Annotated in this window: 12 protein-coding genes; 4 read left to right on the top strand and 8 right to left on the bottom strand. The window is 73.3% G+C overall.

Features of this window, described 5'->3' with window-relative positions:
- Nucleotides 1-28 precede the first annotated feature (28 nt).
- Together M4V62_RS11055 and M4V62_RS11050 are read right to left on the bottom strand one after the other, a co-directional pair.
- Entirely contained in the window at nucleotides 29-1,306 is a 1,278-nt protein-coding gene (locus M4V62_RS11055) for a cytochrome P450 (RefSeq protein ID WP_249587076.1), read from the bottom strand.
- Nucleotides 1,303-2,091 carry an alpha/beta fold hydrolase gene (locus M4V62_RS11050; protein ID WP_249587075.1) on the bottom strand — a complete coding sequence of 263 codons (789 nt, stop codon included), beginning with the start codon at nucleotides 2,089-2,091 and terminating at the stop codon, nucleotides 1,303-1,305. The genes M4V62_RS11055 and M4V62_RS11050 overlap by 4 nt, the downstream gene beginning before the upstream one ends.
- Nucleotides 2,092-2,293: 202 nt before the next feature.
- On the opposite strand from M4V62_RS11050, the gene M4V62_RS11045 reads away from it, so the two are divergent.
- The 4 genes from M4V62_RS11045 to M4V62_RS11030 all read left to right on the top strand — a co-directional run bounded on the left by M4V62_RS11045 (nucleotide 2,294) and on the right by M4V62_RS11030 (nucleotide 7,802).
- Nucleotides 2,294-4,642 carry a GTPase-associated protein 1-related protein gene (locus M4V62_RS11045; protein ID WP_249587074.1) on the top strand — a complete coding sequence of 783 codons (2,349 nt, stop codon included), beginning with the start codon at nucleotides 2,294-2,296 and terminating at the stop codon, nucleotides 4,640-4,642.
- 219 nt (nucleotides 4,643-4,861) lie between these two features.
- A complete protein-coding gene (locus tag M4V62_RS11040; RefSeq protein ID WP_249592785.1) occupies nucleotides 4,862-5,521 on the top strand; it encodes a vWA domain-containing protein in 660 nt (219 codons plus the stop codon).
- Nucleotides 5,518-6,450, top strand: coding sequence for a PP2C family serine/threonine-protein phosphatase (locus tag M4V62_RS11035; RefSeq protein WP_249587073.1), 933 nt, complete (start codon nucleotides 5,518-5,520; stop codon nucleotides 6,448-6,450). Before M4V62_RS11040 ends, M4V62_RS11035 begins: the two co-directional genes overlap by 4 nt.
- On the top strand, nucleotides 6,444-7,802 hold the full coding sequence (locus tag M4V62_RS11030; RefSeq protein WP_249587072.1) for a serine/threonine protein kinase: 1,359 nt from the start codon (nucleotides 6,444-6,446) through the stop codon (nucleotides 7,800-7,802). Before M4V62_RS11035 ends, M4V62_RS11030 begins: the two co-directional genes overlap by 7 nt.
- A 16-nt stretch (nucleotides 7,803-7,818) precedes the next feature.
- Here the strand turns inward: M4V62_RS11030 and M4V62_RS11025 are convergent, their stop codons facing one another.
- From M4V62_RS11025 to M4V62_RS11000, 6 genes are read right to left on the bottom strand one after another with little or no spacing between them, the layout of a single operon-like run.
- Nucleotides 7,819-9,969, bottom strand: a complete 2,151-nt coding sequence (locus M4V62_RS11025) for a hypothetical protein (RefSeq protein ID WP_249587071.1) — start codon at nucleotides 9,967-9,969, stop codon at nucleotides 7,819-7,821.
- A gap of 3 nt (nucleotides 9,970-9,972) precedes the next feature.
- A complete protein-coding gene (locus tag M4V62_RS11020) occupies nucleotides 9,973-10,452 on the bottom strand; it encodes a hypothetical protein (protein ID WP_249587070.1) in 480 nt (159 codons plus the stop codon).
- Nucleotides 10,449-11,945, bottom strand: a complete 1,497-nt coding sequence (locus tag M4V62_RS11015) for a hypothetical protein (RefSeq protein ID WP_249587069.1) — start codon at nucleotides 11,943-11,945, stop codon at nucleotides 10,449-10,451. Before M4V62_RS11015 ends, M4V62_RS11020 begins: the two co-directional genes overlap by 4 nt.
- Nucleotides 11,942-13,837, bottom strand: a complete 1,896-nt coding sequence (locus M4V62_RS11010) for an Hsp70 family protein (RefSeq protein WP_249587068.1) — start codon at nucleotides 13,835-13,837, stop codon at nucleotides 11,942-11,944. The genes M4V62_RS11015 and M4V62_RS11010 overlap by 4 nt, the downstream gene beginning before the upstream one ends.
- Entirely contained in the window at nucleotides 13,834-15,978 is a 2,145-nt protein-coding gene (locus M4V62_RS11005; RefSeq protein WP_249587067.1) for an Hsp70 family protein, read from the bottom strand. Before M4V62_RS11005 ends, M4V62_RS11010 begins: the two co-directional genes overlap by 4 nt.
- A complete protein-coding gene (locus tag M4V62_RS11000; protein WP_249587066.1) occupies nucleotides 15,975-16,436 on the bottom strand; it encodes a nucleotide exchange factor GrpE in 462 nt (153 codons plus the stop codon). The genes M4V62_RS11005 and M4V62_RS11000 overlap by 4 nt, the downstream gene beginning before the upstream one ends.
- Nucleotides 16,437-16,449: the final 13 nt, after the last annotated feature.

Below are 16,449 nucleotides of genomic sequence, written 5' to 3'. Positions count from 1 at the left end.
GCGGCCGTTCGCGTGCCCGCACCCGCGTCTACATCTGTACCGGCACCGACTTCAGACCGTTGATGAAATTGGAGACCAGGCGCCTGGGCGGGCCCGCCAGTTGGGGAGGTGTGGGCCGTGTGGCGCGGAACTCCTCGTACAGGATGGAGAGTTGGAGACGGGCGAAGTGTGCGCCCAGACAGACGTGCGGTCCGTCGCCGAACGAGACATGGGGGTTGGGGGAGCGGGACAGGTCCAGGCGGTGGGGGTCCGTGAAGACGCGTTCGTCGTGGTTGGCGGAGGCGTGGAAGACGACCACCTTGTCCCCGGCGCCAATCGCCCGGCCCGCCAGGGTGGTGTCCCGGGTGGCCGTGCGGCGGAACGTGAGGACGGGCGGGTGATGGCGCAGGAGTTCGTCCACGGTCGTGGCGGTCGTGGCGTCGCCCGCGTGGAAGCGGCGGTACGCGTCCGGGTGCTCGGCGAACGCGAGCAGCCCGCCGGGCGCCGCGCCGCGCACGGTGTCGTTGCCCGCGACGGTGAGCAGGAAGAAGAACATCTCCAGCTCCGGGTCCGTCAGTTCGGGGTCCGTCGCGAGGGTGGTCATGATGTCGGCGGGCGCGCGGCGCTTGTGTGCCGCCAGGTCCTGCGCGTAGGCGAACATGTCACGCAGCATCGCGGGTGAGCGCGGATCGACCGGCCTGCCGTCCGGGCCGCGGACCGCCTCGCCCGCCTCGTCGGGGTCCTGGTAGCCGATGACGCGCTGCGTCCAGTGCAGGAGCAGGCCGCGGTCGCTCTCGGGAACGCCGAGGAGATCGGCGAGATTGAGCAGGGCGTAGTCGTCGGTGACGGCGGTGACGAGATCGCAGGTGCCGTCGGCGTCACGGGCCCGGTCCGCCGCCGTCGCGAGCAGGGTCCGGGCCCGGTCGCGGACCAGGGACTCGAAGCGCTCCACGCGCCTCGGCGTGAAGGCCCGGCTGACCAGGCGCCGCAGCCTGCCGTGGTCCGGGCGGTCCTGGTTGAGCATCATGCGGCGGATGAACGGCAGGTCGTCCGGGGCGGGATCGCGGATCTGCGTGGCGCCCAGGTGCGAGGAGAACGTGGTGGAGTCCCGCAGGACACGGACGACGTCCGCGTGCCGTGTGACCGCCCAGAAGCCGGGTCCGGACGGCCAGTCGAGCACCCGTGGCTCCTCCTGCCAGGCGACGGGGTGCAGATCCCGGAGCAGGCGGTAGCGGTCGTGCGGGACCCCGGCCGCGTACTGCCGCGGGTCGAACACGTCGGGGACCGCGGCGATTTCACCGCCTCGGGACGAGGTGCCCGCGTTCATGACGCGCCGCTGCCCCCGCCGTCCGCCCGCAAGAAGTCCTCCACCGCGCGGATGAGGGCGAGCGGCGTCTCGTCCATCGCGTAGTGGCCCGACGCGGGGAGTTCGGTGAGTTCGGCGCGCGCGTACCAGCGCAGCCACGTCCGGCGCATCAGATCCGCACCGAGCGCGGGGTCGAGGGCCCCGACCACCGCGAGCGCCGGCACGGTCGAGCCCTCGATCCGGTCGTGGAAGTCCTCCCGCGCCCAGGAGTCGAGCCAGGTGCGGAAGGCCTTGGCGTCGCTGACCTCCAGCGAGCGCGCCACCATGCGGTCGAGCCAGGCCGCGGGCCGCACCCCGCCGGTGGTGATGTCGATGATCGCGCGGCGGTTCTCCGGAAGCCGGTCCGCCTCGGAGAACAGCTCCCACTGCTCGGGCGGGAGGTCGAGTCCGGACGCGGGCACGGGCGAGACGCCGACCAGCCTGCGGATCCGGTGCGGGGCGATCGCGAGGACCCGCTGGGCGACGCTCGCGCCCATCGAGTGGCCGATCAGCGAGAACCGGTCCCAGCCGAGGCGATCGGCCAGGGCGACGACATCGGCCGCCCCCTCGGAGGCCGTGTACGCGCCGACCGCGTCCTTCGCCTCCCCGTACCCGCGCAGGTCGGGCACCGCGTACCGGAACGAGGCGAGGTCGAGGTCCGCGAGCACCGGCGCGTACGCCGAGCGGTCGGCCAGCCAGCCGTGCACGGCGATCACCTTGTGCGGGCCGTCGCCCAGCAGGACATGGGGGAGTGCGAAGGAGGCCACGTCGACTCCGATCAGGGTCAGCGTCAGGAGACGGGCCGTTCGGTGGCGGCCCGCGCACCACCGTGGCCTCAACTCCCCCGTACCGCAAGAGCGCACGGCGTCAACCGGATGCGGGGCACGGGGGAGCCGGGTGAATCCCCGTGAAGAGGGGAAACTTGGCGGACGGCCTGCGATCGGGGCATGCGGTTGGTCAGAATGTGGCATGGCCATCCGCCGACTCAGCTACCGGCTCGACGAGGAGCCGGACACCGGAGCCGTCCGTCTGATCCCCGCACCGGCGGGACCGCAGGAGCAGGAGAAGGAACACACCCTCGAATCCCCGGAGTTGGCGGCGTTCGCGCTGGCCGTCGGACAGCGTCAAGGTCTCAGCCGCAGCAGGCTTCCGGACGGCGCGGGGCTCCTGTGCCACACCGTGGCCGGGCCACCCGGAAGCACGCCCGCCGAGCACCGCGTCGACGTGGCGTACGCGGACGGCACCGATGAACTGCCCCTGTCCCTGACCCTGGGTGACGTCGCCCCCGAGGGGCTGGTCGTCTTCGCCCGCGCGCACGCTCCCCGCGTCGCACCCTTCCTCGCCGACGTGCGCCGTCTGTTCGACGAGCGGGCCGGGCGGCAGATCGTCGTCGCCGAGTCCGCCCCCGAGACCGTGGCCTGCTGGATCGCCCTCGCCTGCGCCTCGCTGCCCGACGCGTACGCCGCATCGCTGACGTTCAGCACCTGGACCGCGCAGCCGCGCAGAGCGCCGCAGCAGATCCTCGGCATCGGGCCCGACGCGGACTTCGACCGGTTCGACGGGCCCACGCTCGACCACTTCTACCGCGTGCACGACGGGCTCGGCGGCCAGGGAAGCACCCCGATCCCCGACCCATGGGCCGAGGTGACCGCCCGGCAGTGGATCGAGGGGACACCGCCCGAGCCGCCGTGCGAGGGCGACGACCCGTTCGCCTTGACCCACCCGCCCCTCGACATGCGGCAGTTGGCGGCCCTTTCGGGCGACACCCGCCGGGACGTCGTGCGCGCCCATGCGGCGTCCGTGGCGCAGGAGGATGCGGGCAGCCCTCTCGTCGACGAGCTGTACGGACTCTGCCGCGCGCTCGGGGCCGAGGACCCCGCGGCGGCCGAACCGCTGGCCCTCGCCCTGGTCCGGCACTACGTGGCGGTGGCCGAGCAGCAGGGCACGCTGCCCGACCTCGCCGCGTGCCGGCGGCTCCCGCTGGACGCCGACGCCTGGCAGCGGCTGTGCGGGGACTTCGGCAGCCGCGCGGACGACACCCTGCGGCGCAGCCTCCATGAACCCATCGGCGCCTGGACCGAACGGCTGCGGCTGGTGCTCGACCTGGGTGCGGGCGCCGGGCGCGGCCTGGAGAAGGCGACGGAACGGCTCGCCAACGCGCTGCTCAACCCCGGGCGGCGGGCGTGCGCGGAGGCCGTCGAGGTCCTGGAGGCGCTCGGCCACACGGGGCTGAACCGGCAGGTCCTGAGTCTGCTCGGCGGGGGACTCACCGAGGGCAAGCTGGGCAAGCTCCGCGACTTCGCCAACTCGCCCCAGGGGGAGTGGCTCCGGCGGCGCGTCGAGGCCGGCGAGGCGCCGCTCGTGCTCCATCTCGCCGAGGCCGGTGCCCGCTTCCAGCGGCAGCCGCACTGCCTGCGGGGCGCCCGGCTCTTCGCCGCGCTCGTGGAGCTGGTGCCGGGCCGGAAGGTGACCGACCCCGTGACGCTGAAGTGGCTGTGGCGGATCGTGTGGGGCGGCAAGCAGCCCGACCCCGCCGACCTGGCGGAGCTCGCCCGCACCTGCCCGACGCGGCTGTTCGTCGAGGCGGGATACGCCGTCCCGCTCGCCGTCCTGCTCAGGTCGCCGGAGCGGGTCGACCGCGACCTGGTCGAGTTCGCGAGGGACCTGCGGGCGACGGGTCAGCTGACCGCGCTCCAGCGCGCCACGGCCGAACTCCTCATGACGTCGTACGAGTTCGCCGACGGGCACCTCTCCCTGCGCACCGCCGTCGAGCGCCTGCGCGTCCAGTCCGAGCAGGCCGCGCGGCTCGGTGCCGTCCTGCGGGAAGGGACCGGTGCCTGGGTCGGCCGGGGGTTCGCCCTGGCGGCTCCCGTCGAGTTGTGCCACCGTCCCGCCCTGGACTTCCTGATGAGCACGGGCGAAGACGTACTGCGGCCCTATCGCGAGATGTTCCTCGACGAAGGCGCATGGGAGCGGCGGTTCCGCGAACTGCCGGGCCGACCGGCCGATGTCGCCGCGTTCTACAACATCTGGCGCCCCCGCCACGGGCAACCGATCACGAAGGAGTGGCAGCGGGTCGCCGACGAGCTGCTCACCCGCGTCCTCGCTCCCGTGGTGCCGTACCTGGACTCCTGGACGCTCGGCCAGGTCGCCACGGAGATCGCCCGGCAGCCGCACGGGCGGGGGTCGCAGCGGGTCCAGGAATGGAACGCCTGGCGCAGCAGGCAGGCGGGGGCGCAAGGGCCACCAAGACCCGGCTCCGGTCCTGGGCACGGCCCTGGCCACATCCCTGGCCACGGTCCTGACCGCGGCCGCTGACCCGGCAGCCCGGACCGGCCGCACACCTGGGCCACCGCCCCGAGCCACCGCCCCCGAGCCATCGACCTCCTGAGCCACCGACCTCCTGAGCCACCGACCTCCCGATCCACCGATCCACAGACGCGCGAGAGGACCAGCGTGAGGAACACCAGCGACACCAGCGACACCAGTGTGACCGTCAAGGCCCATGCCGCCGCCGACAATTTCCCCGGCGGCAGCATGGCCAACCGCCCCGTCCACTTCATCTGGATGCTCGACTGTTCGGGCTCCATGGGCGTGAACGGCAAGATCGGCGAACTGAACTTCGCCATCCGCGAGGCCATCCCCGAGATGCAGCAGGCCGCCGAGTCCAACCCGGCCGCCTCCCTGCTCGTACGCGCCATCTCCTTTGCCAGCGGCGCCAGTTGGCATGTGAGTGAGCCCACCCCGGTGGACCGCTTCGCCTGGGAGGACGTGCACACGTACGGCGGCACCGACATGGGCGCGGCGTTCAAGCTCGCCGCGGGTGCGCTCCAGACCCCGCCGATGCCGCAGCGCGCGCTGCCCCCGGTGCTCGCGCTCGCCTCCGACGGTCAGCCCACCGACGACTGGCGCGCGGGCCTGCGGGAGATCGACGCGACGCCGTGGGGCAAGCGTGCCGTGCGGGTCGCCGTGGCCATCGGGGACGACGCGGACAAGAGCATGCTCAAGGAGTTCCTCGCCAACCCGGAGCTCGAGCCCCTTCAGGCCAAGAACCCCCGCCAGCTCGCCGCGGCCATCCGCTGGATGTCGACGGCCGTCGTGAAGGACGCGTCGACGCCGAAGGTCGAGGACGCCAGGCCCGCGTCCCCGCTCGGACCGGCGCCGCTGACCAAGGACGACGAAGACGACATCTGGTGAGCGGGCCATCGACACCGGCACGGACACGGGCCACGACCGGCGGCTTTGCCATCCTCGGCGCCACCGTCAAGGGAGTCGGCAAGAAGTACAGCCAGGACAGCTGCGGCACCCTCTCCGTGGCCCAGGGGCGCGCCGCGGTGCTCACGGTGGCCGACGGGCACGGTTCCGCCGCGCACTTCCGCAGCGACCTCGGATCCTGGTGGGCCGTCGAGGAGTTCACCGCGTGCGCGGAGGGCTTCGCGCGGGAAGCGGTGCGCGTCGGCGACGACGCGAAGGGCTGGACCGGCCTGCGCGCCGAGGCCCGCAGGCTGCCGCAGCAGGTGGCGCACCGCTGGCGCGAGCGCGCGCTGCTGCACGACTGGAACTCCCCTGCGCACGGTGGACTCCGGCTGCCGGGCGCGGTCGGCGGTGCGCCCGACCTCGCCGTGTACGGCAGCACCCTCATCGGTGCCGTGCTCACCGAACACATGCTCTTCTGCTGGCAGTTGGGCGACGGGGACATCGTCCTCGTCGACGCGGACGGCACCCCGCGCACACCGCTCTCGACGGGGCCCGACATGGGGGACGAGACGGACTCGCTGTGCGAGCCGGAGCCATGGCGCAAGATGCGGTCGCACTGGGAGCCCTTCACCACGGGCCCGCCGCCGGCCGTGCTCATCTCCACCGACGGGCTCTCCAAGAGCTTCGCCGACCACCAGGGGTTCCTGGACTTCGCCACCGGCGTCACCGAGCGCGCCGCGGGGCAGGGCGTGCCCGCGGTGCAGGCACAGCTCGCGGACTGGCTGGAGCGCGCCGCCAAGTACTCCGGTGACGACACGACGTTCGTGGGCGCTCTCGCGGCCACGGCACCCGCTGAGCCCAAAAGCGCAGTCGATGGCTCAGCCGATGGCTCAGCCGAACAGGAAGCCGAGAAAGGAACCGCATGGTGAACGGCATGCTCGCCGCCGGAAAGACCCTGGTGGCCGAGTCGGGGGAGAAGGTCACGGTCGCCGAGCTCTTCGGCTCCGGCGGCCAGGGCGAGGTCTACCGCGTGACGACGCCGCAGGGCGATCGCGCGCTGAAGTGGTACTACCCGCAGCTGGCCGACGCCCGCCAGCGCCAGATCCTCGAAGGGCTCATCGCGCGGGGCTGGAGCGACGACCGCTTCCTGTGGCCCACCGCCATAGTCCTCGATCCGGAGGGCCCCAAGAGCGGTGCGCCGGGCTTCGGCTATCTGATGGACGTACGCCCCGGACGCTTCCAGGACCTGCCCGCGCTGTTCCGCCGCGACCCCTCGGTGTCCGCCGCGACGATGCGCACGCTGGTCACCGTGGCGCTGCACACCGTCGAGGCGTACCGGTCGCTGCACTCCAGGGGCATCGCCTACCGCGACATCAACTGGGGCAACATCTTCTTCGACCCGCGCACCGGGGACGTCCTGGTGTGCGACAACGACAACGCGGTGGTGGAGGGCGAGTCCGCCGCCGTCGCCGGGACCATGGACTTCATGGCGCCAGAACTGGTCCGCCGCGACAAGGGGGCCCAGCCCGGCACGCAGACCGACCTGCACTCGCTCGCGGTGCTGCTCTTCCTGCTCCTCATGAACGACCACCCGTTCAACGGCGCGCAGGCCCTGCAGATCCGCTGCATGGACGAGGCGGCCAAGCGGCGTCTGTACGGCACCGACCCGGTCTTCATCTACGACCCTTCCGACGCCCGCAACCGCCCCGTGCCCGGCGAGCAGCCGACCGTGGTGGCCACCTGGGGCGCGCTGCCGCAGATCCTGCGCGACCTGTTCGTCCGTACCTTCACGGAGGGGGTACGGACGCCGGTCAAGCGGGTGCGCGAGTCGCAGTGGTGCGACGCCCTGAGCCAGGTCCTCGACGCCATCACCCAGTGCGGCTCGTGCGGCAAGCAGAACCTCACGCAGCCGGACGGCGCGGCCCCCGACTGCTGGAAGTGCGGCCGTACGCTGGTGCTTCCGCCGCGGCTCGAACTGGTCACCGGCACCGGGACGTCGCGCACCCGGCGCGGCATCAGGCTCGCCCCGAGCGCGCGGGTCTACGCCCATCACCTGGTCGAGTACCCCGACCGGCACGACTTCCGGGCCGTCGTGGGCGAGGTGACCGAACACCCCCAGAACCGGGGCAGGTTCGGACTCACCAACCACACCAAGGACGTGTGGACCGCGCGGAAGGACGACGGGACGGTGCGGGACGTGGAGCCGGGCCGGACGATCGCGCTGCGGGCGGGTCTGCTCCTGGAGTTCGGGGGTGGGGCGGAGGCGGAGGTGCGGGACTAGAAGCGCAGGTGCTGGGCTAGAAGGGGGCGGGCGTTCGCTTCGAACGCCACCGCTGCCACCACGTCCGCCACCAGGGGGCGGCCACCGGCGGGAGTGTCGGCGCCGGTGGCGGCTCGGCGGGCAGCACGGCCCGCGCCGACGGCGCCCCGATGGCCACGGCATCAGGGCGTGGCAGCGCGGTCACGGTGAACCGGCACTCCGCCGGGGAGACCTGGAGCGCCACGGCCTGCCCCGCGACATGCTGGCTGCGCGCCACGCGCCGCTCACTGCCCCGCGCGCCGTCCTCCCAGGAGATCAGCGTGAGCACGGCGGGCTCGGGCCACGCGAACCGAAGCTCCGCGCGGTCGGCGGCCACCCGCCGCACCTCCAGGTCCCGTACCTCCCCCTGGTGTTCGACGACTACGTTCGGCCCCGAGACGGCGCGGTCGCCGAGCACGCTCACCGCCGTCATCCGCAGCCGCTCACGGGGCGGCGGCAGCACGTCGACGGAGGTCGGCGGGGCGCCGGCGGGCGGTGCCAGCCTGCCGAGGTGCTCGGACACGTCCGCGCCCGGCGGCACGGGATGCGCGAACCACGGCACCAGGTGGCCCTCACCGCGCGACGGCGGCCGCCACGCGATGCGGACGCGGCCGTCGTCGAGGCGCCGCACACTGAGCTCCTCCACCGGTGAGGGCCAGCGCTCGACGCGGGCGGTGATGGTGCGCCCCGGCGACTTGACCAGGCGGCCGGCGGGCCCCGAGTAGCAGCAGCGGACCTCGTAGACGTACGGGCCGACGGCGAGCGGCGCGTCCAGGAGCTGGTCGTGCTCGCAGAACACCCGCTGCCCGGGGCCGTCGTCGCCGTCGGCCTTCCGCACGACATGGACTTCCAGGGCCGAGGGGTCGGGCCGCCACCGCAGCCGCACGCCGTCCGGCACCGCTTCGACGCGCAGCTCCGAGACGTCAGGGGTGAGCAGTACCTGCCGGGTGACGCGCGGCACCCCGGCGATGCGGCCTCGGCGCACCGGGAACACGGCGTAGCGCAGGGGGCGTCCGGTGGGGGCGTCGAGGTCGACCGCCGTGCGGGCGGCGTTGCCCTCCGTCACCTCGACGGCGAGCTCGGGAGCGTCTTCGAGGTACCGCAGCACGCGGTACGTCACCGCGTCCCGGCCGTGGCCCGGGGCGTGCCAGGACAGCCGTACGGTCCGGTCCTCGACGGCGGCCGTCACCTCCGACTCCTCGGCGGCCAGGGGGTCGTCGGCCAGGAGCGCGGCCACGCGCAGGAGGCCCGCCTGCGCGTCCACGTCGTCGCGGGCCTGCCGCAGCGCGCCGAGCCAGGCGGCCGCCGCGGCACGGAGGTCGCCCCGGTCCGCCAACTGCTCTGCGGTGAGCGTCAGTTGACGGACCGCATCGGACCGGGCGTGGAGCGTGCCGAGCGCCGCGGCCAGTACGTGATCCGTGGGCGCCGGAGGGATCAGCTGCGCGAGCCGCTCGGCCTCGCGCAGCCGGGTGCCCGGCCAGATGTCGTGGAGGGTCTCGGCGGCGTGCCGTGCGGCACCGGCCGCGGGGAAACGGACGGCGGTGATGGCGGCCACGAGCAGGTCGGCCTCGCTGCGGTGGACGCCGAGGGCCACGGCGTGCGCGGCGGATGGCGGCGGGTAGGCGGCCTTGGCCCCTCGCCCGTCCTTGGCGCCTTTCCCGGTCGTGGCCCCTCGCCCGTCCTTGGCCCCCCGCTCAGCGGCGCCGTCGCTCAGGCGGCAGCACAGTTCCCACAGCACGATGCGGCGCAGGCCCATCGGGTCTTCGAGCAGGACGGATTCCAGGACGTTCACGACGGCGGCCGCGTCCATGGCGCGCGGATGGCTGGAGGCGATCCACCGGGCGCCGCAGTCCTGGACGTACGCCCGGTCGACCCGCTGCCACAGGCCGCCGCGGGCGGGGAGCCACAGGCCGTCGAGGACGCGGAACCCGTCGTCGGCCGCCGCCTTCGGCAGGGTCCCGAACAGGGCCTGCGTCGACTGCTGGGGCGCTGGGGCACGGAGGGCGTCGGCCGCGTGACGGAAGCTCAGCTTCTGCAGGACGTCGCGCAGCGCCTGATAGCCGCTCATCGCCGGGGTGGCGGGCAGCACGGGCAGGGGCAGGCCCGCCGCGTCGTCCGGCGGGCGCTCGCCAGGGTGCCAGTTCGTCATGGTTCAGCCGCCCGGCGTCGTGTAGAAGTACACCCGGACCTTCGCCGTCGACGCGGGGTCGCCCAGGTTGTGGAAGTCGTCCGTCGCCGTCTTCTTGGTGAACATGTCCGGACGGCCCTTGCCGAGCAGCGAGTTGACGCGGTGCGCGTACGCCTCGCCGTTGCGGGAACCGCCGAACGTCAGCACCAGCGCCGCCTCACGGCCCGCCCACTTCCCTGTGTTCTTGTGGATCTGCCGGGTGAGATCACCCTTGTCCGCGCCTTTGACCCGGAACTCCTCCGGTTTCAGCTCGACCGAGCGCGGGCCCGTGGGGGGCTTGGACGGCGGCGGCTTCGACTCCCTCTCGGACGCCTTGGGGCGGTCGGCCAGGGGGTCGGGGCGGTCGGCCATCGACACCAGGGCGAGGACGAGGAGCAGATCGGCGAAGAGCCACCCCGCGAGGACCACCACGCTGATCCGCCCCCGGCGCCGCGGTCGGCTCACGCGTCGCTCCCGCCGGGCGGCTGGTGCCGGGGTTGCGGCGGCGCGTCGACAGGGCCCGCTGGGGAGGGGATGTGACGTCCGCGGGCGGGCAGCACGCGGGTCGCCTCGCTCCGGAGATCGTCGTCCGGGCCGTCCGGGCCGTCGGTGTTGCGGGGGTCAGCGGCGGTCCGTCCGTCGCCGCCGCCGTGCCCGTTGGCCGGGTAGCCGTGGCCACCGGTCGGATCGCCATGGCCACCGGCCGGATCGCCGTTCGAGCCGCCCCACGCATGTCCGTTCCCGTCGGCCCCGGCCGACGCGGGCACGGTCCGCGTCCCCAGTGAGGCCGACGCGGGCACGGTGGCAGAGCCCGGCAGGCCCGACGCCCCCACCAGCGCCCCGATCCGTGCGTCGAGCCGCGCCGCCGCGTCCTGCCAGTGCGCCGCCGCCGCGTCCCACCGCTCCGTCGCCTCGCGCATCCCCTCCACCGCGTCGCCCGTGCGCCCCGTGCTGGCGACCAGCGCCTGCGACGCCCGGTCGGTGGCCGCCGCCACCGACTCCGACTTGGTGACAAGTGACTGCTGGGCCGCGATCAGGGACTTCAGGGAGGCCTCGACCGTGTCGCCCGCCGCCTTGACGCGATCGGCGATGCCGCGCGCCGCGTCCGTGCCTGCCACGCTCGCCTTGTCCGCCGCCGTCCTGCCGTCGCGCAAGGTCTGCTCGATGCGGGACGCCGCGACGCCCAGCTTCGGCACTTCGACGGTGAGTGCGTCCGCCGCGGCCTTCAGCGCGTCGATGGACCTGCTCACCGCCGTCGTCGTGCCGGTGAGCGCCTTGTGGCTGGTCTCCGCCTTCGACGCGAGCAACTGCATCTGGGTGGCCGCCTTGGTCAGCTCGGAGGTGAACTGCTGGGGCGACGCGCTGCGGTGCGGGGCGAGCACCATCTGCGTACGCGTGAGGACGGACGCCAGCTCGGCGAGCAGGCGCTCGCGCTCGCTCTGCTGCTCCACCTCCTCCCGCTCCGTGCGCGCCCGTACCCGCGCGTGCCACACCGAGAGCAGCACGAGGAGGGCGATCAGGAGCACCGCCATCAGCGCGACGTTCTCGAAGCGGCCGAGGGCCGACAGATGCCCGCCGAAGCCGGACTGCCACAGCTGGAGGAAGGGCCGCGTCGACTCCTTGGGGTCTTCCTTGCTCAGCTCCCCGTACGCGCGCACCGCCTCCCGCAGTCCGAACCACGTCACCAGGAGCGGGATGAAGACGAGGATCCCCAGCGCGGCTTCGAGGCGGCCGTCGTGCCGCCCCGCCTGCCCGACGGGCGGGGTGACCACGCTCTCTGGGCGTACGTAGGCGTCCACGAGGTCCACCTCGGCCCACCGGTCGAGCTGGTGGGCCGGTTTCAAGTCCTGTGCAAGTACCGCAAGTTCGGCCGAGCGGGGTGCGAGTGATGGATGGGCTGCCAGACGCTGCAACTCGTCGACGAGTTTCTGCTTGTCCAGCAGTTCTGCGGGCGTCAAACGCTTCCCCCTGCTCTCGGGCCTCGCCGGCTCCTTCCGTCGCGGTTCAACCGCCGCAACAAGGCCTCGGCATCGGCGTGTTCAGGATCCCATGTGAGGCACTTCCCCAGGGCCTCAATCGCCTCATCGCGTCCCCCGAGGCGCTGCACTTCGACCGCGTGCCGGTAGGTGCGCTCGGCGAGGAGCCCGCGCACGCGTTCGCTGGTCGGGTCATGGCTGTACGCGCACCGCAGCCACCGCTCGGCGTCGGGGAAGTGACCGGGCGCGGAGTCGGCCATCGCGGCCGCGCAGTGCACGTCGATCATCGCGTCGAGCACGTCGGCGCCCGCGGCCTTGGTGGCCGCCCCGAGCCACGCCGCGTGCGAGGCCTGCACGGCATCGTCGTACCGCCCGAGTTCCAACAGGCTCTCGGCTCGGGCGAGTTGCCGCATCGCGATCCGGTCGGCGGGAGGCGGGGTGTCGGACTCGGCGGCCACCGGTGGCGGAACCGGCAGCGCGTTCGGCGGTGCGTCCAGCGATGCCTGCGGTGCCTGCGATGCCTGCGGTGCCTGCGGTGCTTGCGATGCCTGCGCGGCCCGCGCCGCCTTCGACGTGAGCGTGTCGAGCAGCGCCCCCGCCTCCGCGACGATCCCCCGCAGCAGCGCCACCGCCTCATCCGTGCGCCCCTGCCCCGCGAGTACCCGCGCCCGCTCCACGTCCCTGCTGGGCGGCGCGCCCCGCACCGGCTCCGCGCCCCCGCTCCCGCCCGCGCCCCCGACCAGCGTGGCCGTCAGGGCAGGCGGGTCCGAGAGCGTGTCCTCGGCGGGGTCGGCGGGCTGAAGTGGGCCCTCCTCCAGGGCGGCGGACCCGGCCGCCGCACCGCCCGCGAGCCGCACCGCGTGCTTCAGCGCCCCCAGGGCGAGCAGCTCGGGCGGTGCCTGCACCCGGTGGCCGCCGAGCTCCGCCACCCCCGAACTCACCTGCTCCATCAGGGTGTTGCCGCCGGTCAGAAGCAGCGTATCCACGTCCGCCGGTGTCATCCCCGACTGGTCCAGGAGCGACCGTGCCCGGTCCACCGTGCGCCGCACATGCAGGGCGAGGAAGGCGTCCAGATGGGGCCGGGTGATCCGTACTTCCAGCGGCGGCCCCGTGCCCACGTCCAGGGACAGCTCGGCGGCCCCCGCGCTCCCCGGCGTGCTCAGCGCCTCCCGCGCCTCCTGCGCCCGCGCCCGCAGCGCGAGCCACACCTCCGGGGCGACCCCCGACACCGATCCGGGGCCGCGGTGCCTGCGCAGCAGCCGTACCGCCGACGAGAGCACCTCCCCGTCGAAGGCGCGCCCGCCCGAGGTGACCGCCCCCTCGTGGCCGAGCGCGCGGTAGTGGCCCCGCACACCGCGGACCAGGCCGATCTCGAACCCCTCGTACCCCATCCCGTACACGAGGAAGGTGCCGCTCTCCCGCTCCGACGCGTGCCCGACGACCGCGGCCATCGCGTCGCTGATCAGCCGCGCGGGCGCGAGCCCCGCCTCCCGCGCCGCGTCCCGCAGCGCCGAACGCTGCGCCGACCGGTAGGCCGCGGGCACGCTGATCACGGTCTGCGCGACCGTCCCCGACGTCCGGGCCTCGACACGCTCCCGCAGCACCCGCAGCATCGGGACCACCAGATGCTCCGGCGGGAGCGACGCCCCGCGCACCAGGACGGGCCGCCCGCTGCCGAGCCGGCTCTTCACGCTGGGGAAGGTGACGGGCAGTACGCCCGCAGGGGCGGGCTCGCACAGCGGCCACGGCCAGTCGCCGGCCGCGTCGTCGAGCCGTCGCGCTGCCTCTCCGGGCAGCGCGAACAGCGCGCGCACGCCCGTGCTGCCGAAGTCGAGCCCGAGGCACACAGGGGTGCGCCCCACCGCCGCGGTCATCCGTCGACCGTGTCTTCCCCGACCTGGAGGATGCCGCCGTAGTCGGGCCGGTCGGGCAGCGACTGCACCCGGCGCTCCGACTGGGCCACCGCCACCAGACTGCGGAGGTTGCGGGCCTGCTGCGCCGTCTGCACCCGGTTGCCCTGCCGGTGGGCCTGCTTGACGTAGTCGACCGCCTCGTTGATCTGCCGCACCGTGTCCGGCGGCGCGCCCTCCGACGCCAGCTCCGCCTGCCGGAACTGGCTGGCCAGACCGCACTGGTGGAACACGTCGTCGAGCAGCAGCTCGGTGAGCCGCTTGTACTCGCCGCTGTCGCCCATCGCCGCCGCCCGCTGGGCCTGCTCGATGTCGCGGCGCACCTTCATCGCCTGCACCGGCTCGATGTACGTGCCGTACCGCTTCAGGAAGTGATCGGCCTCCCGCTCGGCGTACCCCAGCTCCTCGCGCAGTACATGGCTGTCGACCTCCGCGCCCGTCTCCGGCGGCGGGGTCCTCGGCCGTTCGCGGTTCGGGGTCGCCTCAAGCGTCATGTCCGTGCCGCGCACACTGATGCGTACGGTGATGATGCGGTCGGCGGAGTAGTTGAACGACACGTCCACGTGCCGGTTGACCTCGATCTCCTGCGGGAGGTCGAACTCGACGACGCCCTGCTCGTGGTTCTCGCTCGCCACCTGGCTGTCGCCCTCGTAGACCGGGACGCGGATGCGGCGGCTGTCGGTCGCGTGGAAGGTGCGCCGGCGCGGTTCGGGCAGCGGATACGGCGAACCCGCCGGAATGATCTCGACGAACACATCACGCTGATCGCCCTTGACCGCGGCGATCCCCATCGCCATGGGCGTCGACTCGTAGAGACCGGTCGAGCCGACGGGGCGGGCGTTGACCAGGCTCTCCGCGCAGTCCTCACAGGTCTGCGCCGCGTCGTCGTTGACCTTCGCGCACTGCGGGTCGGGGCACTCCACGCCGTCCAGGGTCTCGGCGAGCACACCCGCCCCGAACGCGACGCACTCCATGGGGTTGATGTTCCTGCGGACCTTGTCCTTGCCGAAGTACGCCTCGACCGCCTCGTAGACGGGCCGCGTGAGCGTGCCGCCGCCCACCAGGAGGACGTCGGAGATATCCGTGGGCGCCAGTTCGTAGCGGCCGAGGGTCTCCGTCACCAGGCCCATCGTCCGGGACACAAGGGGTGCGATCATCGCGTTGAACTCGCCCTGGGAGAGCGTCATCTCGACGTCGACGAGGACACCCTTGTGGCTGCGGTGGGCCGCCGGGATCACGATGTACGTCTCGTCGAGGTCGTTCAGCTCCCGCTTGGCGCGCTCGGCCGCCTTCTTCGCCTGGAAGAGGAACGCCTTGTCGCCCGACGGGTCGACCTGGTGCTCGTCCTTCATCCACTGGATGATCCGCTCGACGATCGCGAGATCGAAGTCGTCGCCGCCGAGCCAGATGTCGCCGGCCGAACGCAGCACCTGGAACTGGCTGTTGCCATCGCGGTCCTTGACCGCGTTCAGGACCGAGATGTCGAAGGTGCCGCCGCCCAGGTCGTAGACCAGGACGCGGCTGCGCTCGCCGCCCGGCTTGTGCAGGCCGAAGGCGACCGCGGCGGCCGTCGGCTCGTCCACGATCTTCTTCACCACCAGGCCCGCACGCTCGGCCGCCTCACGGGTCGCGGCCCGCTGGGCGTCGCGGAAGTACGCGGGCACGGTGATCACGGCGTGCGTCACCTGCTCGCCCAGGGTCCGCGTCGCGTCCTGGACGAGTTTCTCCAGGATCATCCGCGAGACGTCGGCGGGCGTCAGCGTCCTCTCGCCGAGCACCACGTGCGCGCGCGGGTCGTCGTCGGGGCCCGCGACGATCTCGTAGCTCAGCCTGCCGCGCGCCTCGGCCACCGAGGTGTCCGCGAAGTCGCGGCCCATCAGGCGCTTCACGGACACCACGGTGTCCTTGGGCTGCCTGATCGCCCAGTTCAGCGCGTCCTCGCCGACCAGCGGCTGGTGCGGGCGGTCCTGCCGGGCCAGGCCCACCACGGACGGGGTGAGCCGCTCGCCCTTGCTGTTGGTGAGCACCGCGATGTCCGCGCGGTGCGGGTCGTGGGCCGCCACCGCGCTGTTCGTGGTGCCGAGATCGATGCCGATGGCCTTCATGAACGCTCCGTTCCCTGCTCGGCGCCGCCGGTCACGGCGACAACTACCCGGGCGGCGCGCAGGACGTGCCCCCGGTATCGATATCCGCGCTGCACAATCTCCAGGACCTCGTCGTCGGCCGCTCCGGGGGCGGTGCGGACCTCGGTGACGTGATGGGTCGCGGGATCGGCGCGCTCGCCGACCCGGCCCACGGGCTCGACCCCCTGTCCCGTCAGGGCCGTCTCCAGCTGCCGGGCGATCAGTTCCAGGCTTCTGCGGTACGAATTCGGGTCGACGTCCGCCCCTTCGGCGAGCAGCCGGTCGAAGGAGTCCAGGGTGTCGGCGAGCACGAGGAGCAGCTGTTCGGTCAGCGCCCGGTGGGCGGCGTCCCGCGCGGTCAGGGCCAGGGAGTTCTCGTAGGCGAGGCGTGCGGCGGTGGCCGTCGTCGCGGGGTGCGGGTGCGGGTCCTGCGTGCTCATCGAAGGCGGGCTC

Source organism: Streptomyces durmitorensis (assembly GCF_023498005.1).
Taxonomy (GTDB): Bacteria; Actinomycetota; Actinomycetes; order Streptomycetales; family Streptomycetaceae; genus Streptomyces; species Streptomyces durmitorensis.
This window is presented reverse-complemented; position numbering and strand designations above follow the sequence as displayed.